At 66.7% G+C, this 14,779-nt stretch carries 13 protein-coding genes; 1 reads left to right on the top strand and 12 read right to left on the bottom strand.

The features are described 5' to 3' along the window. Window positions 1-34: 34 nt before the first annotated feature. From BOX17_RS02100 to BOX17_RS02130, 7 genes are all read right to left on the bottom strand, one after another. Window positions 35-1,180, bottom strand: coding sequence for an iron-containing alcohol dehydrogenase (locus BOX17_RS02100; RefSeq protein ID WP_071941844.1), 1,146 nt, complete (start codon window positions 1,178-1,180; stop codon window positions 35-37). Then, window positions 1,177-2,550: an aldehyde dehydrogenase family protein gene (locus BOX17_RS02105; protein WP_341853293.1), complete on the bottom strand. Its 1,374-nt coding sequence runs from the start codon at window positions 2,548-2,550 to the stop codon at window positions 1,177-1,179. The genes BOX17_RS02100 and BOX17_RS02105 overlap by 4 nt, the downstream gene beginning before the upstream one ends. A 126-nt stretch (window positions 2,551-2,676) precedes the next feature. Continuing rightward, window positions 2,677-4,047, bottom strand: coding sequence for a glutamine synthetase family protein (locus BOX17_RS02110; protein WP_208858079.1), 1,371 nt, complete (start codon window positions 4,045-4,047; stop codon window positions 2,677-2,679). Between the two features lie 102 nt (window positions 4,048-4,149). Next, complete coding sequence (locus BOX17_RS02115) at window positions 4,150-5,202, bottom strand: TRAP transporter substrate-binding protein (RefSeq protein WP_071941846.1); 1,053 nt, start codon at window positions 5,200-5,202, stop codon at window positions 4,150-4,152. Window positions 5,203-5,284: 82 nt separating this feature from the next. Next, the gene (locus BOX17_RS02120; protein WP_071941847.1) at window positions 5,285-6,607 is read right to left on the bottom strand and encodes a TRAP transporter large permease; all 1,323 of its coding nucleotides are present in this window, start codon (window positions 6,605-6,607) and stop codon (window positions 5,285-5,287) included. Then, the gene (locus BOX17_RS02125) at window positions 6,607-7,203 is read right to left on the bottom strand and encodes a TRAP transporter small permease subunit (protein WP_071941848.1); all 597 of its coding nucleotides are present in this window, start codon (window positions 7,201-7,203) and stop codon (window positions 6,607-6,609) included. The genes BOX17_RS02120 and BOX17_RS02125 overlap by 1 nt, the downstream gene beginning before the upstream one ends. Continuing rightward, window positions 7,196-7,993 (bottom strand): N-formylglutamate amidohydrolase, encoded by a 798-nt coding sequence (locus BOX17_RS02130; protein WP_071941849.1) that lies wholly within the window; start codon window positions 7,991-7,993, stop codon window positions 7,196-7,198. Before BOX17_RS02130 ends, BOX17_RS02125 begins: the two co-directional genes overlap by 8 nt. A gap of 132 nt (window positions 7,994-8,125) precedes the next feature. Between BOX17_RS02130 and BOX17_RS02135 the strand changes: the two genes are divergently transcribed. Continuing rightward, window positions 8,126-9,004 carry a MurR/RpiR family transcriptional regulator gene (locus BOX17_RS02135; protein ID WP_071941850.1) on the top strand — a complete coding sequence of 293 codons (879 nt, stop codon included), beginning with the start codon at window positions 8,126-8,128 and terminating at the stop codon, window positions 9,002-9,004. Window positions 9,005-9,031: 27 nt separating this feature from the next. Here the strand turns inward: BOX17_RS02135 and BOX17_RS02140 are convergent, their stop codons facing one another. The 5 genes from BOX17_RS02140 to BOX17_RS02160 form a co-directional block, all read right to left on the bottom strand. After that, on the bottom strand, window positions 9,032-10,324 hold the full coding sequence (locus BOX17_RS02140; protein WP_071941851.1) for an NAD(P)/FAD-dependent oxidoreductase: 1,293 nt from the start codon (window positions 10,322-10,324) through the stop codon (window positions 9,032-9,034). A gap of 200 nt (window positions 10,325-10,524) precedes the next feature. Further along, the gene (locus tag BOX17_RS02145) at window positions 10,525-11,892 is read right to left on the bottom strand and encodes a glutamine synthetase family protein (protein WP_071941852.1); all 1,368 of its coding nucleotides are present in this window, start codon (window positions 11,890-11,892) and stop codon (window positions 10,525-10,527) included. Between the two features lie 55 nt (window positions 11,893-11,947). After that, window positions 11,948-13,012: an ABC transporter substrate-binding protein gene (locus BOX17_RS02150; RefSeq protein WP_071941853.1), complete on the bottom strand. Its 1,065-nt coding sequence runs from the start codon at window positions 13,010-13,012 to the stop codon at window positions 11,948-11,950. A 39-nt stretch (window positions 13,013-13,051) separates the two neighbouring features. Then, on the bottom strand, window positions 13,052-13,849 hold the full coding sequence (locus BOX17_RS02155; RefSeq protein ID WP_071941854.1) for an ABC transporter permease: 798 nt from the start codon (window positions 13,847-13,849) through the stop codon (window positions 13,052-13,054). Beyond that, window positions 13,846-14,769: an ABC transporter permease gene (locus BOX17_RS02160; RefSeq protein WP_071941855.1), complete on the bottom strand. Its 924-nt coding sequence runs from the start codon at window positions 14,767-14,769 to the stop codon at window positions 13,846-13,848. The genes BOX17_RS02155 and BOX17_RS02160 overlap by 4 nt, the downstream gene beginning before the upstream one ends. Between the last annotated feature and the right edge of the window lie 10 nt (window positions 14,770-14,779).

The raw sequence follows: 14,779 nt of genomic DNA on the forward strand, positions 1-14,779 counted from the left end.
AGGCCCGGGTCGGAAGTTAAGCGGTCGCGCGGGCTCACATGCACTGCCGGAACAGCGCCTTGAGATCCTCGACGGTCAACGCCACCGGGTTCCCGCCGCAGCTGGGATCCTGGATGGCCATGTTCGCCAGCTCGTCGATGCGGTCGGGGGAGGCCCCGATCTCGGCGAGGGTGCGCGGAATGCCCATGCGGTCGTTGAGGTCCTGCACGAAGGCCCTGAAGCCGTCGAAGCCCCCCTCGATACCCAGGTAGGCGGCCGCCATGTCGAAACGCTCGCGGATGGCGTCGGCGTTGAACTCGAGCACCGCCGGCATGCAGATCGCGTTGGTGGTGCCGTGGTGGGCATTGAACACCGCTCCGATGGGATGGCTCATCGCATGGATGGCCCCCAGCCCCTTCTGGAAGGCGGTGGAGCCCATCATCGCCGCGCTCATCATGTGCGCGCGCGCCTCGAGGTCCGTGCCGTCGGCATAGGCGCGCGGCAGGTACTCCTTGACCAGCCGCATGCCCTCCAGGGCGATGCCCTGGCTCATCGGGTGATAGTGCGGGCTCGAGAACGCCTCCACGCAGTGGGCAAAGGCATCGAGTCCCGTGCCGGCGGTGATGGCCCGGGGCATGCCCACCGTCAGCTCGGCGTCGCAGAGCACCACCCTGGGCAGCACCTTGGGGTGGAAGATGATCTTCTTCTCGTGGGTCTCGGCGTTGGTGATGACGCTGGCCCGCCCCACCTCCGAGCCGGTCCCGGCGGTGGTGGGCACCGCCACGATGGGGGCGATCGCCTCGGCATCGGCCCTGGTCCACCAGTCGCCGATGTCCTCGAAGTCCCACACCGGGCGCGTCTGGCCGGACATGAAGGCCACCATCTTGCCCAGGTCCAGCCCCGAGCCGCCGCCGAAGGCGATGACCCCGTCGTGGCCGCCCGCCCGGAAGGCCTCGACCCCTGCCGCCAGGTTCCGCTCGTTCGGGTTGGGGTCGACCTCGGCAAAGAGGCCCCGGCCCAGGCCCGCGGCGTCCAGGATGTCCAGCGCGGCGGCGGTGATCGGCAGGTCGGCCAGGCCTCGATCGGTCACCAGCAGCGGCCGGGTGATACCCGCCTCGGCACAGGCCTCGGGCAACTCCTTGAGCCGGCCTGCCCCGAAGCGGATGGCGGTGGGATAGGTCCAGTTTCCAGTCAGCGTCATGTCGTCACCTTCTTCAGGTAGTAGGACTTGGGGCGTGTCAGGTTGTGATAGCCGATCACCGACAGGCCGCCGCCGCGTCCCGTGTCCTTGCAGCCGGTCCAGCAGAGGCCGGGGTCGAGGTAGTCCGCGCGGTTCATGAAGACGGTGCCGGTCTCGACCCGGTCGCCCACCCGCTGGGCGCGCTCGATGTCGGCGGTCCAGAGGCTGGCCGTCAGGCCGAACCGGCTGTCGTTCATCAGCCGGATCGCCTCCTCGTCGCCGCTGACCTTCATGATGCCGACCACCGGACCGAAGCTCTCGTCGCGCATCACGCGCATGTCGTGGCTCACCTCGGTCAGGATCTGCGGCGTCAGGTAGGCGCCACCGTCATCCTCGGGCTTCTGCGTGACACGGGCCCTTGCCCCGGCGGCCAGGGCCTCGTCGATCTGGTCCCGGACCTCCTGTGCGAAGCGGATGTTGGCCATCGGGCCGATGTCCGTGTCGGGGGCCAGGGGATGGCCCAGCTTGTACCCCTCGACCATCGCCACCGCCTTGTCGACGAAGGCATCATAGAGGCTCTCGTGCACGTAGATCCGCTCGATCCCGCAGCAGCACTGCCCGGAGTTGAACATCGCGGCGTCGACCAGGGTCGCGACGGCGGCGTCGAGGTCGGCATCCTCCATGACGTAGCCCGGGTCCTTGCCGCCGAGCTCCAGTCCCAGCCCGGTGAAGGTGCCGGCGGCCGCCTGTTCCATGGCACGCCCGCCGCCCACGGACCCGGTGAAGTTGACGAAGTCGAAGGCCCGGTCGGCGATCAGGCTCGAGGTGGTGTCGTGGTCCAGGAAGACGTTCTGGAACACCGCCTCGGGAACGCCGGCGGAGTGGAAGGCGCGCGCCATGCGCTCGCCCACCAGCAGGGTCTGGGTGGCATGCTTCAGCAGCACGGTATTGCCCGCGATCAGCGCCGGCGCCACCGTGTTGATCGCCGTCATGTAGGGGTAGTTCCAGGGGGCCACCACCAGCACGACCCCGTGGGGGATGCGCCTGATGTAGCGCTTGACGGTGGCGTCCTCGCCCACCGGAATATCGGCCAGCGCCTCCTGGGCGATGTCCGCCATGTGGCCGCCCCGCTCCTCGAAGCCACCGAACTCGCCGCCGTAGCGCACCGGACGGCCCATCATGTGGGCCAGCTCCGGCACCACCTCGTCGTTCATCGCCCCCACGGCGGCAATGCCGGCCCGCACCAGGTCGACCCGCTCCTGGAGGGGGCGTGCGGCCCAGTCGGCCTGCGCCGACCGCGCCCGGTCGGCCGCCTGCCGCGCGGCCTCGGGCGACAGCGCCTCGCGCTCGGCGTAGACCGACCCGTCGATCGGCGAGATACATCTCAGCATGTGACCCATGGTCCTCTCCCGTTTCTGCATGGCCTGGCGCGCGAGGGCCCTGCCCCGTAGTCGTTGCCGGAGGCATGCCGGCCGGGCGCCCTCGTCCGGGGCCTGCCCGACGTCGCCAGGCTGTCGTTACGACCGCTCGAAGCCGCGGGCCACCTCATAGTCGGTGACCACCCGCTGGAAATCCTCCAGCTCCACCTCGGCGGCACGCGTGTAGTGATCGACCACCTCGTCCCCCATGGCCTCGCGCAGCATGGCCGACCCCCTGAGGGCCTCCATGGCATCGCGCAGGTTCTGCGGGATCAGGCCGGTCTCCCCCTCGTAGTTGTCGCCCTCGGCGGCCGGCGGCAGCGTCAGGCCCTCCTCGATGCCCTTGATCCCGGCGGCCAGTTGCCCGGCCATGGCCAGGTAGGGATTCAGGTCCGAGCCGCCGATGCGACACTCGATGCGCACCGCCCGGGTGCCCTCGGCGCAGAGGCGGAACCCCGCGGTGCGGTTGTCCACCGACCAGACCGTGCGCGTGGGCGCGAAGGACCCCTTCTGGAAGCGCTTGTAGCTGTTGATGTAGGGGGCCAGGAAATAGGTGTAGTCGGGCGCGTATTTCAGCAGCCCGGCCAGGTACTGCTTCATCAACGGCGACATGCCCAGGGCATCGCTCTCGTCGACGAAGGCGGGCCGCCCCTCCTTCCACAGCGACTGGTGGATGTGGCTGGAGCTGCCCGAATGATCGTGGTGCCATTTCGGCAGGAAGGTCACCGCCCGCCCCTGCTGCCAGGCGATCTCCTTGGTCGCGTGCTTGGCGAAGGTATGGTAGTCCGCCGCATCCAGGGCCTTGGCATAGCGGAGGTTGAGCTCCTCCTGGCCCGACCCGGCCTCGCCCTTGGTGCCCTCGACGGGGATGCCCGCCGCGTAGAGATGGTTGCGCAGCGGACGCAGCACGTGCTCTTCCTTGGTGGTCTGGAAGATGTGGTAGTCCTCGTTGTAACCGCTGATCGGCTGCACGTCCCGGAACCCTGCCTTGCGGATCTCGTCGAGGCTCTGCTCGAACAGGAAGAACTCCAGCTCGGTGGCCATCACCGCATCCAGCCCCATCTCCTCGAGCCGCGCCAGCTGGCGCTTGAGGATGGTCCGGGGGGCATGGGGAATCGGCGCGTGGTCGCGATGATCCAGCAGGTCGCACAGCACCATGACCGTGCCCTCCAGCCACGGCATGGGACGCAGCGTGGTGAGGTCGGGTTTCATGATGTAGTCGCCATAGCCCGCCCGCCAGGAGGTGCTGGCATAGCCGTCGGGCGTCTCCATCTCGAGGTCCGTGGCCAGCAGGTAGTTGCAGCAGTGGGTCTCGTCCCAGCCGTCATCCACGAAGTGACGCGCATGAAGCCGCTTGCCCATCAGGCGTCCCTGCATGTCGACGATGCACACGAGCACCGTGTCGACCTCGCCGCTTTCCACCTTGGCCTTCAGGGCCTCAAGGGCATCCAAAGCCAGCGCGTTGGTCATTTCCGAGGCTCCTTGTAGAGATCACGATGACGGGGCCCGACGCTCGGTCGGGCCCCTTCCCCAGGCCGCGTGCCCCGGCAGGCGCCGGAGCACGCGGCCGGCTCACGCCTGACCGTAGCGGTAGGGCCTGCCGGCCTTGCGCATGTCGGCGTTGTACTGCTTGAAGATCTCGACCACCTTGGCCTTGGTCTCGGATTGCGCGGCAATCTCGTTCCAGAACTCCTGGGCCGCCTCTTCCACCTGATCCCACTCGGCATCGGGGATGGAGGTCAGCTCCAGCTTGTCGCCGTGCACGCGCAGGCTGGCCTCGCCGCCCCAGTACCAGTGCTGGCGATAGTAGTGGGACTGTTCGCAGCACACCTCGAAAAGCATCCTCAGGTCTTCCGGCAGCTCGTTCCAACGTTCCATGTTGACGAAGAAGTGGCCGATCCAGGCCCCCGAGATGTTGTTGGTCAGGAAGTAGTTGGTGACATCGGCCCAGCCCACCGTGTAGTCCTCGGTGATGCCGGACCAGGCGATCCCGTCCAGCTCCCCGGTCTGCACGGCAACCTCGATGTCCTCCCAGGGCAGGGTCACCGGCACCACGCCGAACTGGGAGAGGAAGCGCCCCGCGGTGGGGAAGGTGAAGATGCGCTTGCCCTCCAGGTCCTTGAGGCTGCGTATCGGGTCCTTGGTGACAAAGTGGCACGGATCCCAGGCGCCGGCGCTGACGTGCTTGACGCCGACCTTGGCATACTCCTCTTCCCAGATCTCCTTGAGCCCGTACTGGTGGAACAGTACCGGCACGTCGAGGCTGTAACGGCAGCCGAAGGGGAAGTAGCCCCCGAAGACGGTGACCTCGGTGGGTGACGCCATGGAGTCGTCATCCGACTGCACGGCATCGATGGTTCCCCGCTGCATCGCCCGGAACAGCTCCCCCGTCGGCACCAGCTGATCGGCATAGTACAGCTCGATCTGCATGCGATCCCCGGCGATCCGGTTGAACAGGTCGATGGCGGGCTTGGCGACATGCTCGGCCAGGGCCGCGCCGGCATAGGTCTGCATGCGCCACTTGATGGTCGGCTCGGAGGATGACTGGGCCATGACCTTCGAGGCCAGCGGCGCGATGGCCGCCCCGGCCGCGGCATTGATCAGAAACTTGCGTCTTGTTGTCATTTTCTCGCTCTCCTGGTGTCAACTCTCGGATATGCATGGATACGGCCCCTGTAGGGGCTCTTGTTGTTCGCTCCTGCTGCGGTCAATTCCCATAAATGTAGCCCGGAAGCCAGAGGGCAATCTGCGGAAAGACCATCACCAGGGTGAGGGCCCCCGTCATCACCACCACGAAAGGGATGATCGACCGGTAAATATCTAGCAGCCCGATCTGCGGGGGGGCCATGGCGCGCATCAGAAAGAGGTTGTAGCCGAACGGTGGCGTCATGTAGGCGATCTGGGTGGTGATCGTGTAGAGCACGCCATACCAGATCAGGTCGAATCCCAGCGCATCGACCAGAGGCACGTAGAGCGGCGCCACGATCACCAGCATGGCGGTGTCGTCGAGGAAGGTCCCCATGACGATGAAGCTGAGCTGCATGAGGATCAGGATCATCCAGGGCGAGAGGCCCAGGCGCTCGGTGAACAGGTCCTCGATGGCCTTCACTGCGCCCAGCCCGTCGAAGATGGCCCCGAAGGCCAGTGCTGCCAGGATGATCCACATGAACATGCAGGAGATGGCGAGCGTCTGTCGCACCGACACCTCGAAGACCTTGCGCGTCATCCGGCCCTTGAGGATGGCCGCCAGCAGCGCGGTCATCGCGCCCACCGCCGAACTCTCGACCAGGGAGGTCCAGCCCTTGACGAAGGGGACCATCATCACCGCGAAGATCATCAGGGGCAGCAGGCCCGCCCGAAGCAGGCGCAGCTTCTCGGCCCAGGAAACGTCGCGTTCCTCGACGGGCAGCACGGGCCCCAGGCTTGGCTGCAGGCGACAGCGGACATAGATGTAGATGATGAAGAGCGTCGCCATCATCAGCCCCGGCAGCACGCCGGCCAGCCACAGCTGTCCCACGGGCTGGCGCGCGATCATGGCGTAGAGCACCAGCACCACCGAGGGCGGCACCAGGATGCCGAGACTGGACCCCGCCTGGATGACGCCGGTGACCATGATCTTGTCGTACCCCCGCCGGAGCAGCTCGGGCAGGGCGATGGTGGCGCCGATCGCCATCCCGGCCACCGACAGGCCGTTCATGGCCGAGATCAGCACCATCAGGCCGATCGTGCCGATAGCCAGCCCGCCTTTGACCGGGCCCATCCAGACATGGAACATCCGGTAGAGGTCATCGGCGATACGGCTCTCCGAGAGCACGTACCCCATGAAGATGAACATCGGCAGGGTCAGCAGCGGGTACCACTTCATCAGCTTCATCGCGGACGAGAACGGGATGTCCACCCCGCCGGTCCCCCACAGCAGGACGCCCGCCAGGGCGCCGACGAAGCCGATGGCGCCGAACACGCGCTGCCCGGTGAGCAGCATCAGCATCATCGAGCTGAACATCACGATGGCAATCATCTCGTACGACATCAGTCGATCACCCCACGCAGACGGCCGATATCCCGGAAAAATTCGGCAAGAGATTGAAGGATCATCAGGAACACGCCGAGACAGATCAGCGACTTGACGGGCCAGAGCCAGGGCCGCCAGGCCGTCGGGCTGCGTTCCAGAAACCCGAGCGCCTCGCCGGCCGCCGAGGGGCCCTCCGTGAGGAAGGTGCCGACGAGGGACAGGAAGAAGTCGAAAGGCTCATCGCCGAAGTAGCCGAGCGAATAGGCCGTCGACACCAGCCCGCCATAGAGCAGGACGCCGAGATAGAAGAGCAGGAAGCACACCGTGAAGGCATCGACCCAGGCCTTGGTCCTCGGGCTCCAGTCACCGTAGAAGAGGTCCATGCGCACGTTCGAGCCCAGCTGGATCGAGTAGGGCCCGCCCAGGACGAAATACCCCACCATGACGAACTGTGCGGTCTCCAGCGTCCACATCGAGGGCGTCAGGAGCACCTTGGAGGCCGAGGACCACAGCAGCACCCCGATCAGGACGAAGATCAGGTACATCGCGATCCGCCCGATGAAGCGGTTCATCGCATCGATGGCGCTGATATAGCAGAAGATGACCCTAGGCATCGCGCTGGCCCTCCCGGGACGGACACTCGACGCCGAGACTCTCCAGCGCCGGCTGGATCAGCTGCATCAGCTCCCGGGCCATGGCGTCCGCCTCGTCCAGGGTGGCCAGCAGGTCGTTGCGAATCTCGATCATCACGTTGGCCAGGCCATTGCCGATGCCATGACGCTTCAGGGAATGGGTGACCCCGTCCTCAGGCCCATAGGGGTCGTTGCGCCGGATGCATCGGTGAGGCAGGCGATGGGCCTGCGAGAGCATCGCATCGGCCATCCGCGGGTCGGCATCATGGAGAATGCCGACCTCGACCTCTCGCACCCGGCCGTGAAAGGTCGGCGTGAAGCTATGGATGGTGAGCAGCACGGTGGGCAGGTCGCGTGCCGCCCGCTCCGCCAGCACGCGCGACACGGCCTCGCAGAATGGACGGTAGACGGCCTCGACCCGGGCGGCGCGCTGGTCTTTCGTAAGTTCGCGGTTGCCCGGCACCTCGACGATCTCCGAGCGTTCCGGCATCGCGCTGTCGGCCTCGGGAGGACGATTGCAGTCGTAGACCAGCCGTGAGACGCGACTCGCCACCAGCGGGGCGTCGAGCAGGGCCGACAGCGAGAGGGCCAGGTCGCGGGCGCCGGGATCCCAGGCCGCATGACTGCGACGATGGGCGGGGTCCAGGCCCAGGCCGTGATAATGCTCGGGGATGTGGTGCGACGCGTGCTCGCACAGGAGAACGACCGGGCCCTCGGCCTGCCGATGGCGGATCTCGACGTTCGGGGATGACTGCTCGATTTCGCTTGACATCAGGGCTCCTCCACGGTCCTGTAAAGATATAGACGCCGTGAAGCGCGTGTGTCAATATTTCTTCAAAAGCCGTGACCGCCTCGCCGCGCCACGGCCATCGTCCGCACAGGGCCTACCGGGAAGGGACGCGTGATGGCCGCCACCGACTCCACCTCCACCGTGCGTGAACTGATCCGAGAGCACTATCCGGCGTTGACGCAATCGGAGCGCAAGTTCGCCAATGCGCTGCTCGACAACTATCCCGCGGCAGGCCTCGCCTCGATCACCATCGTGGCGAGCAACGTGGGAGTGTCCTCCCCTACCGTGGCCCGGATGGTCAAGAAGCTGGGGTTCAAGGGCTATCCGGAGTTCCACAAGGCGCTGTTGCGCGAGCTGGAGGCCAAGGGCGTCGGCCCCACCCAGCGGCGCGACAACTGGTCATCCGAGGCCCCCGAGACGCACCTGCTGAACCGGTTCGCCCAGGCGGTCACCCACAACCTTCAGCAGACCTTCTCCCATATCGAGACGGAGCGCTTCGACCAGGCCACCCACCAGCTGGCCGATGCCGACCGGCACCTCTACCTGGTCGGCGGACGCATCACCCAGGCGCTGGCCGCTTACGCCTTCACGCATTTCCAGGCGGTGCGCCCGGGGGTGACCCAGCTGACCTCGTCCTCGGGCACCTGGCCGCATTACGTGCTGGACATGGCGCCGGGGGACACCCTGCTGATCTTCGATATCCGGCGCTACGAGAACAACCTGCTCCGCCTGACGGAGATGGTGCGCCAGCGCGGCGTGAAGATCGTGCTGTTCACCGACCAGTGGGGCTCCCCCATCGCGTCGCTCGCCGACTTCACCTTCCACTGCTGGGTGGAGATTCCCTCGGGATGGGATTCCAGCGTGTCGACCATGATGCTGCTCGAGACCATGATCGCCGCCGTTCAGGAGGAGCGCTGGCCCGACGCCCGCGATCGCTACGAGCGACTGGATGAACTCTTCGACATGACCCATTTCTTCCGCAAGTTCACCTGACGACCGCCGCGGGGCTCGCGCCGACGCTCAGATCCCCAGGCGATCACGGGCCTCGTAATACCAGGCGCCGATGGCCGAGAGCGGCACCCGCAGCAGGCGCCCGCCGGGGAACGGCAGGTGGGGCAGGCCGGCGAAGGCATCGAAGCGCTCGTCGCGCCCGGACATCACCTCGGCGATCAGGCGTCCGGCCAGGTGGGTGCAGGTCACGCCGTGCCCCGAGTAGCCCTGGGCGAAGTAGACGTTGCCGTTGATCACCCCGAACTGCGGCAGGCGGTTGAGGGTCATCAGGAAGGTGCCGCTCCAGGCGTAGTCCAACTTGACGTCGTCGAGCGACGGGAAGGTCGTGAGCATCTTGGGCCGGATGACGCCCGCGATATCGGCCGGGTCGCTGCCGCCATAGTTGACGCCACCGCCATAGAGCAGTCGGTTGTCGGCGGTGAGGCGGAAGTAGTCAAGCAGGTAGTTGCAGTCCTCCACCGCCAGGCCATTGGGGATCAGGGCGCGGGCCCGCTCCTCGCCCAGCGGCTCGGTGGTGATGATCTGGGTGCCGCAGGGCATGGACCTCCCCTCGATCTCGGGCAGCACGCCCTTGAGGTAGGCATTGCCGGCCATCACCACGCGACGGGCCTTCACCACGCCCCGAGGCGTGTGCAGGTGCACCGTGTCGCCATGCGTCAGGCGCTCGACGGGGCTCTGCTCGTAGATGGTTCCGCCGAGGGACTCGACGGCCGCCGCCTCGCCCAGCACCAGGTTAAGCGGATGCAGGTGCCCCCCGGCGTGGTCGACCAGGGCCCCGGTATAGCGGTCGGTGTTCACCTCACGCCGATAGGCGTCGCCCTTGAGCAACTCGAGGCGGTCGTGGCCGTAGCGCTCCCACAGGGCCTTGTGCTCGCGCAGCCCCTGCATCTGCTTCTCGTTACAGGCGGCGAAGAGGTTGCCGTCACGCAGGTCGCAGTCGATGCCGTAGGTCGCCACCCGCTCGCGAATGATGCGGTTGCCCTCGAAGGCCATGTCGCCCAGGGCGCGGGCGGTATCGGGGCCGTACTTCGCCTCGATCACGTCCATGTCGCGGCTGTAGCTGTTGACGATCTGGCCGCCGTTGCGACCGGAGGCGCCGAAGCCCACCCGGGCCGCCTCCAGGACCACCACCCTGAGCCCCTGCTCCGCGAGGTGCAGGGCCGACGAGATGCCGGTGAAGCCTGCCCCCACCATGCAGACATCGCACTCGACCTCACCCTCCAGGGCCGCGCGGGCCGGGGCGTCATGGGCCGAGGCGGCATACCAGGATGCCACGTGGTCGATCGCGGGAGAGACGCGCATGGAAGCCTCCAAAGTGGACATCTTATTCAACATGATATCGCCAATGAAACGGGATCATCTCGATACCCTGCCACGTCATTGCCGTGGAATATTCACCATGCGAGCGCCACCAACGGAGTGACGGCCGCGGCGCTCGCGAGGTGCAGCGTGCCGGCGGCGACGAAGAAGCGCCCTGCCCCATGGGACCCGGCCCGGCGGCCCTAGACCCGAAGCAGCAGGTGCTCGCGCTCCCAGGAGCTGATGACCTGGAAGTAGGCGCGATGCTCGGCCCGCTTCACCGCCAGGTAGCTGTGGGTGAAGCGTTCACCGAGGATGTCGGCCAGCGGCTGGCAGTCGTGGAGCAGGTCCATCGCCGGGCCGATGTCGTCGGGCAGCTTGTTGCCGCCGGACCAGGCGGACCCCACCATCGGCGGGCGAGGCTCGAGCCGCCCCAGCATCCCCAGGTAGCCGCAGGCCAGCGAGGCCGCCATCACCAGGTAGGGATTGGCATCGGCGCCCGCCAGGCGGTTCTCCACCCGGGTCGCCTCGGGGGTAGAGACCGGCACGCGCAGCCCCACGGTGCGGTTGTCCATGCCCCACTCCACGTTGATCGGCGCCGAGCCACTGGTCTCGGTGCGCATCAGCCGGCGGTAGGAGTTGACGTTGGGGGCCAGCAGCGGCATGGCCGAGGGCAGGTAGCGCTGCAGCCCCCCGATGAAGGAGTGGAAGAGGCGACTGGGCTGGCCCTCCTCGTCGGCGAAGACGTTGTGGCCGTCCTTGCTGTCGAGCAGGCTCTGGTGGATATGCATCGAGCTGCCCGGCTCATTGGCCATGGGCTTGGCCATGAAGGTGGCATACATGCCGTGGCGCAGCGCCGTCTCGCGCAGGGTGCGCTTGAACATCACCACCTGGTCGGCCAGGGCCAGGGGATCGCCGTGCTGGAAGTTGACCTCCATCTGGCCCGCCCCTTCCTCGTGGATCAGGGTATCGAGGTCCAGGTTCATGGCGTCGCAGTAGTCGTACATCTCCTCGAACAGCGGATCGAACTCGTTGACCGCATCGATGGAGAACGACTGGCGGCTGCTCTCCTGGCGCCCGGTACGCCCGATCGGCGGCTCCAGCGGGTAGTCGGAGTCGGTGTTGGTCTTGACCAGGTAGAACTCCACCTCCGGGGCGACCACCGGCGTCCAGCCGCGGGCCGCGTAGAGGTCCAGCACCCGCTTGAGCACGTAGCGGGGCGCCAGCTCCACCGGCTCGCCGGTCAGGTAGAAGCAGTCGTGGATGATCTGCGCGGTGGGATCCTCGGCCCAGGGAACCAGGTAGACGGCGTGGGGGTCGGGCACCAGCTCCATGTCACGCTCGGCGGGATTCCAGAAGCGGATGTCCTCGTCGTCGGGATAGCCGCCGGTGACGGTCTGGATGAAGATCGAGTCGGGCAGCCGGGGGCGGCCGCCGTTGAGGTACTTGCCGGCGGGCATGATCTTGCCCTTCAGGATGCCGGTCAGGTCGGAGACCAGGCACTCCACCTCGGTGATGCCGTGGCGCTGGAACCACTCGTTGAGGAGTGGCTGCTCCTGTCGGTTGCTCATGGGAAATTCCTTGCTGGAATGGCGAGCCCCCGGCCCGATGCCGGGGACCCTGCGCTCAGCGGGACTGGACCTCGGACCACAGCTGCTGGAAGGTCTGCAGGGCATTGCCTTCCAGGCTGGGGGTGAAGCGCAGTCGCTCCATGTCGGCGTCGCTGGGCTGGACGGGCGGCTGGGTCAGCACCTCGTCGAGGTAGGGCGCGGCGGCGGCATTGGGGCTGGCGTAGTAGTTGTAGTTGGAGAGCTGGGCCCCGACCTTGGCATCGAGGATGAAGTCGATGAACTTGTGGGCCATGTCCGGGTTGGGCGCCTCGGCGGGGATCATCATCGAATCCACCCACATCTCGGCGCCCTCGTCGGGGATCATGAAGTCCAGGGACGCGAAGGTCTCGGGGTCCTCGGTCTTGAAGAACAGGTAGTCACCATTGTAGGAGAGCCCCACGTGGGTCACGCCCCGGGCCAGCTGCTGCAGCGCGGGGGTACCGTCGGTGAAGCCGCTGAAGGTCTCGCGCCCCTTGGTGTCGATGAGCAGCCTCGCCGCCTCCTTCCAGGCGTCCATGTCGGTGCAGTCGTAGCCGTGGCCCAGGTAGGCACAGGCGCCGCCCATGCTGACCTGGCCGTCGCCCATCAGCGCGAAGGGATGGTCGGGGTTGACCTCGGGGTCGAACATCAGCGACCAGCTCTTCGGCGCCTCCGGGAAGGTCTCGGTGTTGTAGACGATGCCGGTGGTCCCCCACTGATAGGGCGCCGTGTACTCGGCACCGGGGTCGTAGGCCGGATCCCGGAACTGCTCCATGACGTTGTCGAGGTTCTCGAGCTTCGATCTGTCGAGCTTCTGCACCAGGCCGGTCTGGATCAGCCGCGGCACGTAGTAGTTGGAGGGCACGATGATGTCGTACTGGGAGGCCCCGCCCGCATTGAGCTTGGCGAACATCTCGGGCAGCGAGTTGAAGTAGTTCTGGACGACGTCGACATCGTACTTCGCCTCGAAGGCCTCGATGATCTCGGGGTCCATGTACTCGGTCCAGTTGAACAGGTAGAGCTTGTTCTCCTGGGCCTGGACGCTGCCGGCGAGCAGCAGGCCGCCCAGGGAAAGGGCCAGTAGGGTCTTGTTGTTGGTCATGTCGGACTCTCCTCGTTTCCCTCGGGAAGGTGTGCCGGCTCAGGTGGGCCGGCGACGGCTGAACAGCAGGCTGAGAATGGCGGCGATGGCGACCGCGCCGATCATCAGCGTGGCGATGGCGTTGATCTCGGGTGACACGCCCTTCTTGATGGCCCCCCAGATGTAGATGGGCAGGGTCGCGCTCTCGGGCCCGGCGGTGAAGAAACTGATCACGAAGTCATCCACCGACAGCGTAAAGGACAGGAAGAAGGCCGAGATCAACGCTGGCTTGATGGTCGGCAGCATGAAATGCATCACCCGCTTGGCCGGCGTGGCGTAGAGGTCCTTGGCGGCCTCGAAGAGCGTCGGGTCGAGCCCCACGAAGCGCGAATAAACGATCAGCGCCACGAAGGGGATCTGGAAGGTCACATGGGCGATGACCATGGTGGGCAGGCCCGGCTGCAGCAGCCCGGTCAGGCGGTGGATCTGCACGAAGAAGGCCATCTCCGAGATGCCGAAGACGATGTCCGGCAGCACGATGGGCAGGTAGATCAGCACGATCAACCAGCCGAGCCTGCGATGGCGATGGCGGTACATGCCGTAGCCGATCAGGCAGCCGATGCCGAGGGCGATCACCGAGGAGGTGATGGCCAGGACCAGGCTGTTGCCGAAGGCCGAGAGGATCTCCTCGTTGCCCATCAACTGGTGGTACCAGCGAAACGAGATGCCGGTGAAGCTGGCGGCACTGTTGGCCTCGTTGAAGGAGAACAGCACCACCACCGCCAGCGGCAGGTAGAGGAACGCCAGGGTGGCCCACCAGAAGAGGGTCAGGCCGCGATGCAGCGTGCGCTTTCTCATATCACGACCTCCTCGCCGCCACCCAGGCGCTTGCCGATGCGTCGCATGGCGAACAGCCCGATGAAGGTGGCGATCAGCATCAGGATCGCGCCGGCCGCGCCCAGCGGCCAGTTGGCGCCGCCGGCGAACTGCGTGGCCACCAGGTTGCCGAGCATCATCCCCTTGCCGCCGCCCAGCAGCTCGGGAATCACGTACATGCCGAAGGCGGGAATCGCCACCAGCACGATGCCGGCCAGCAGTCCCGGCAGTGTCTGGGGGAAGACCGCGTGCCAGAAGGCCCGCACCGGCGAGGCGAAGAGGTCCCGGGCGGCCTCCACCTGGGCGGTATCGAGCTTCTCGAAGGCGGCATAGAGCGGCAGCACCATGAAGGGCAGGAAGTTGTAGACCAGGCCCAGGGTGACCGCGAAGCTGGAGGGATAGAGGCCCATGTTGGGCGGGATCAGGCCCAGCCCCTCGGCCAGCCCGGAGAGAGGCGTGCCGGGGGCGAGCAGGTTCATCCAGCCGAAGGTGCGGATCACCTGATTGGTCCAGCTCGGCACCACCACCAGCAGCAGCATGATCGGCCGCCATTTCTCTCGGCAGGTGGTGATGTAGTAGGCGATCGGGTAGGCCACCAGCACCACCAGCCCGGTGGCGACCAGGGTCTGCCACAGCGAGCGCAGCAGGGTATAGAGGTTACCGGGGCTCCAGCCCAGGAAGCCGAAGCCCGCCAGGCGCCGGAACGACTCCAGCGACAGCGGCATCTCCGGCAGGCCGTAGGGACCGTTGGTCATGAAGGCCACGCCCATCAGGTAGGCGCCGGGCAGGACCAGGAAGATCACGATCCAGACCGCCCCGGGCGCCACGGTGAACAGCAGGTGCCGCGCCTCGCGCACCATGGCCCGGCTGCGAGCGGACGGCACTGTGCGGGTATCGGCCATGCGCGCCTCC

Origin of the sequence: Halomonas aestuarii, from assembly GCF_001886615.1 — a bacterium.
Taxonomy (GTDB): domain Bacteria; phylum Pseudomonadota; class Gammaproteobacteria; order Pseudomonadales; family Halomonadaceae; genus Halomonas; species Halomonas aestuarii.

Bases quoted from the DNA above. Each gene is read 5' to 3' on its own strand.
- BOX17_RS02115 (WP_071941846.1), bottom strand. From the start codon at position 5,202: ATGACAACAAGACGCAAGTTTCTGATCAATGCCGCGGCCGGGGCGGCC.
- BOX17_RS02135 (WP_071941850.1), top strand. From the start codon at position 8,126: ATGGCCGCCACCGACTCCACCTCCACCGTGCGTGAACTGATCCGAGAG.
- BOX17_RS02155 (WP_071941854.1), bottom strand. From the start codon at position 13,849: ATGAGAAAGCGCACGCTGCATCGCGGCCTGACCCTCTTCTGGTGGGCC.
- BOX17_RS02140 (WP_071941851.1), bottom strand. From the start codon at position 10,324: ATGCGCGTCTCTCCCGCGATCGACCACGTGGCATCCTGGTATGCCGCC.
- BOX17_RS02110 (WP_208858079.1), bottom strand. From the start codon at position 4,047: ATGACCAACGCGCTGGCTTTGGATGCCCTTGAGGCCCTGAAGGCCAAG.
- BOX17_RS02160 (WP_071941855.1), bottom strand. From the start codon at position 14,769: ATGGCCGATACCCGCACAGTGCCGTCCGCTCGCAGCCGGGCCATGGTG.
- BOX17_RS02125 (WP_071941848.1), bottom strand. From the start codon at position 7,203: ATGCCTAGGGTCATCTTCTGCTATATCAGCGCCATCGATGCGATGAAC.
- BOX17_RS02120 (WP_071941847.1), bottom strand. From the start codon at position 6,607: ATGTCGTACGAGATGATTGCCATCGTGATGTTCAGCTCGATGATGCTG.
- BOX17_RS02130 (WP_071941849.1), bottom strand. From the start codon at position 7,993: ATGTCAAGCGAAATCGAGCAGTCATCCCCGAACGTCGAGATCCGCCAT.
- BOX17_RS02145 (WP_071941852.1), bottom strand. From the start codon at position 11,892: ATGAGCAACCGACAGGAGCAGCCACTCCTCAACGAGTGGTTCCAGCGC.
- BOX17_RS02105 (WP_341853293.1), bottom strand. From the start codon at position 2,550: ATGCTGAGATGTATCTCGCCGATCGACGGGTCGGTCTACGCCGAGCGC.
- BOX17_RS02100 (WP_071941844.1), bottom strand. From the start codon at position 1,180: ATGACGCTGACTGGAAACTGGACCTATCCCACCGCCATCCGCTTCGGG.
- BOX17_RS02150 (WP_071941853.1), bottom strand. From the start codon at position 13,012: ATGACCAACAACAAGACCCTACTGGCCCTTTCCCTGGGCGGCCTGCTG.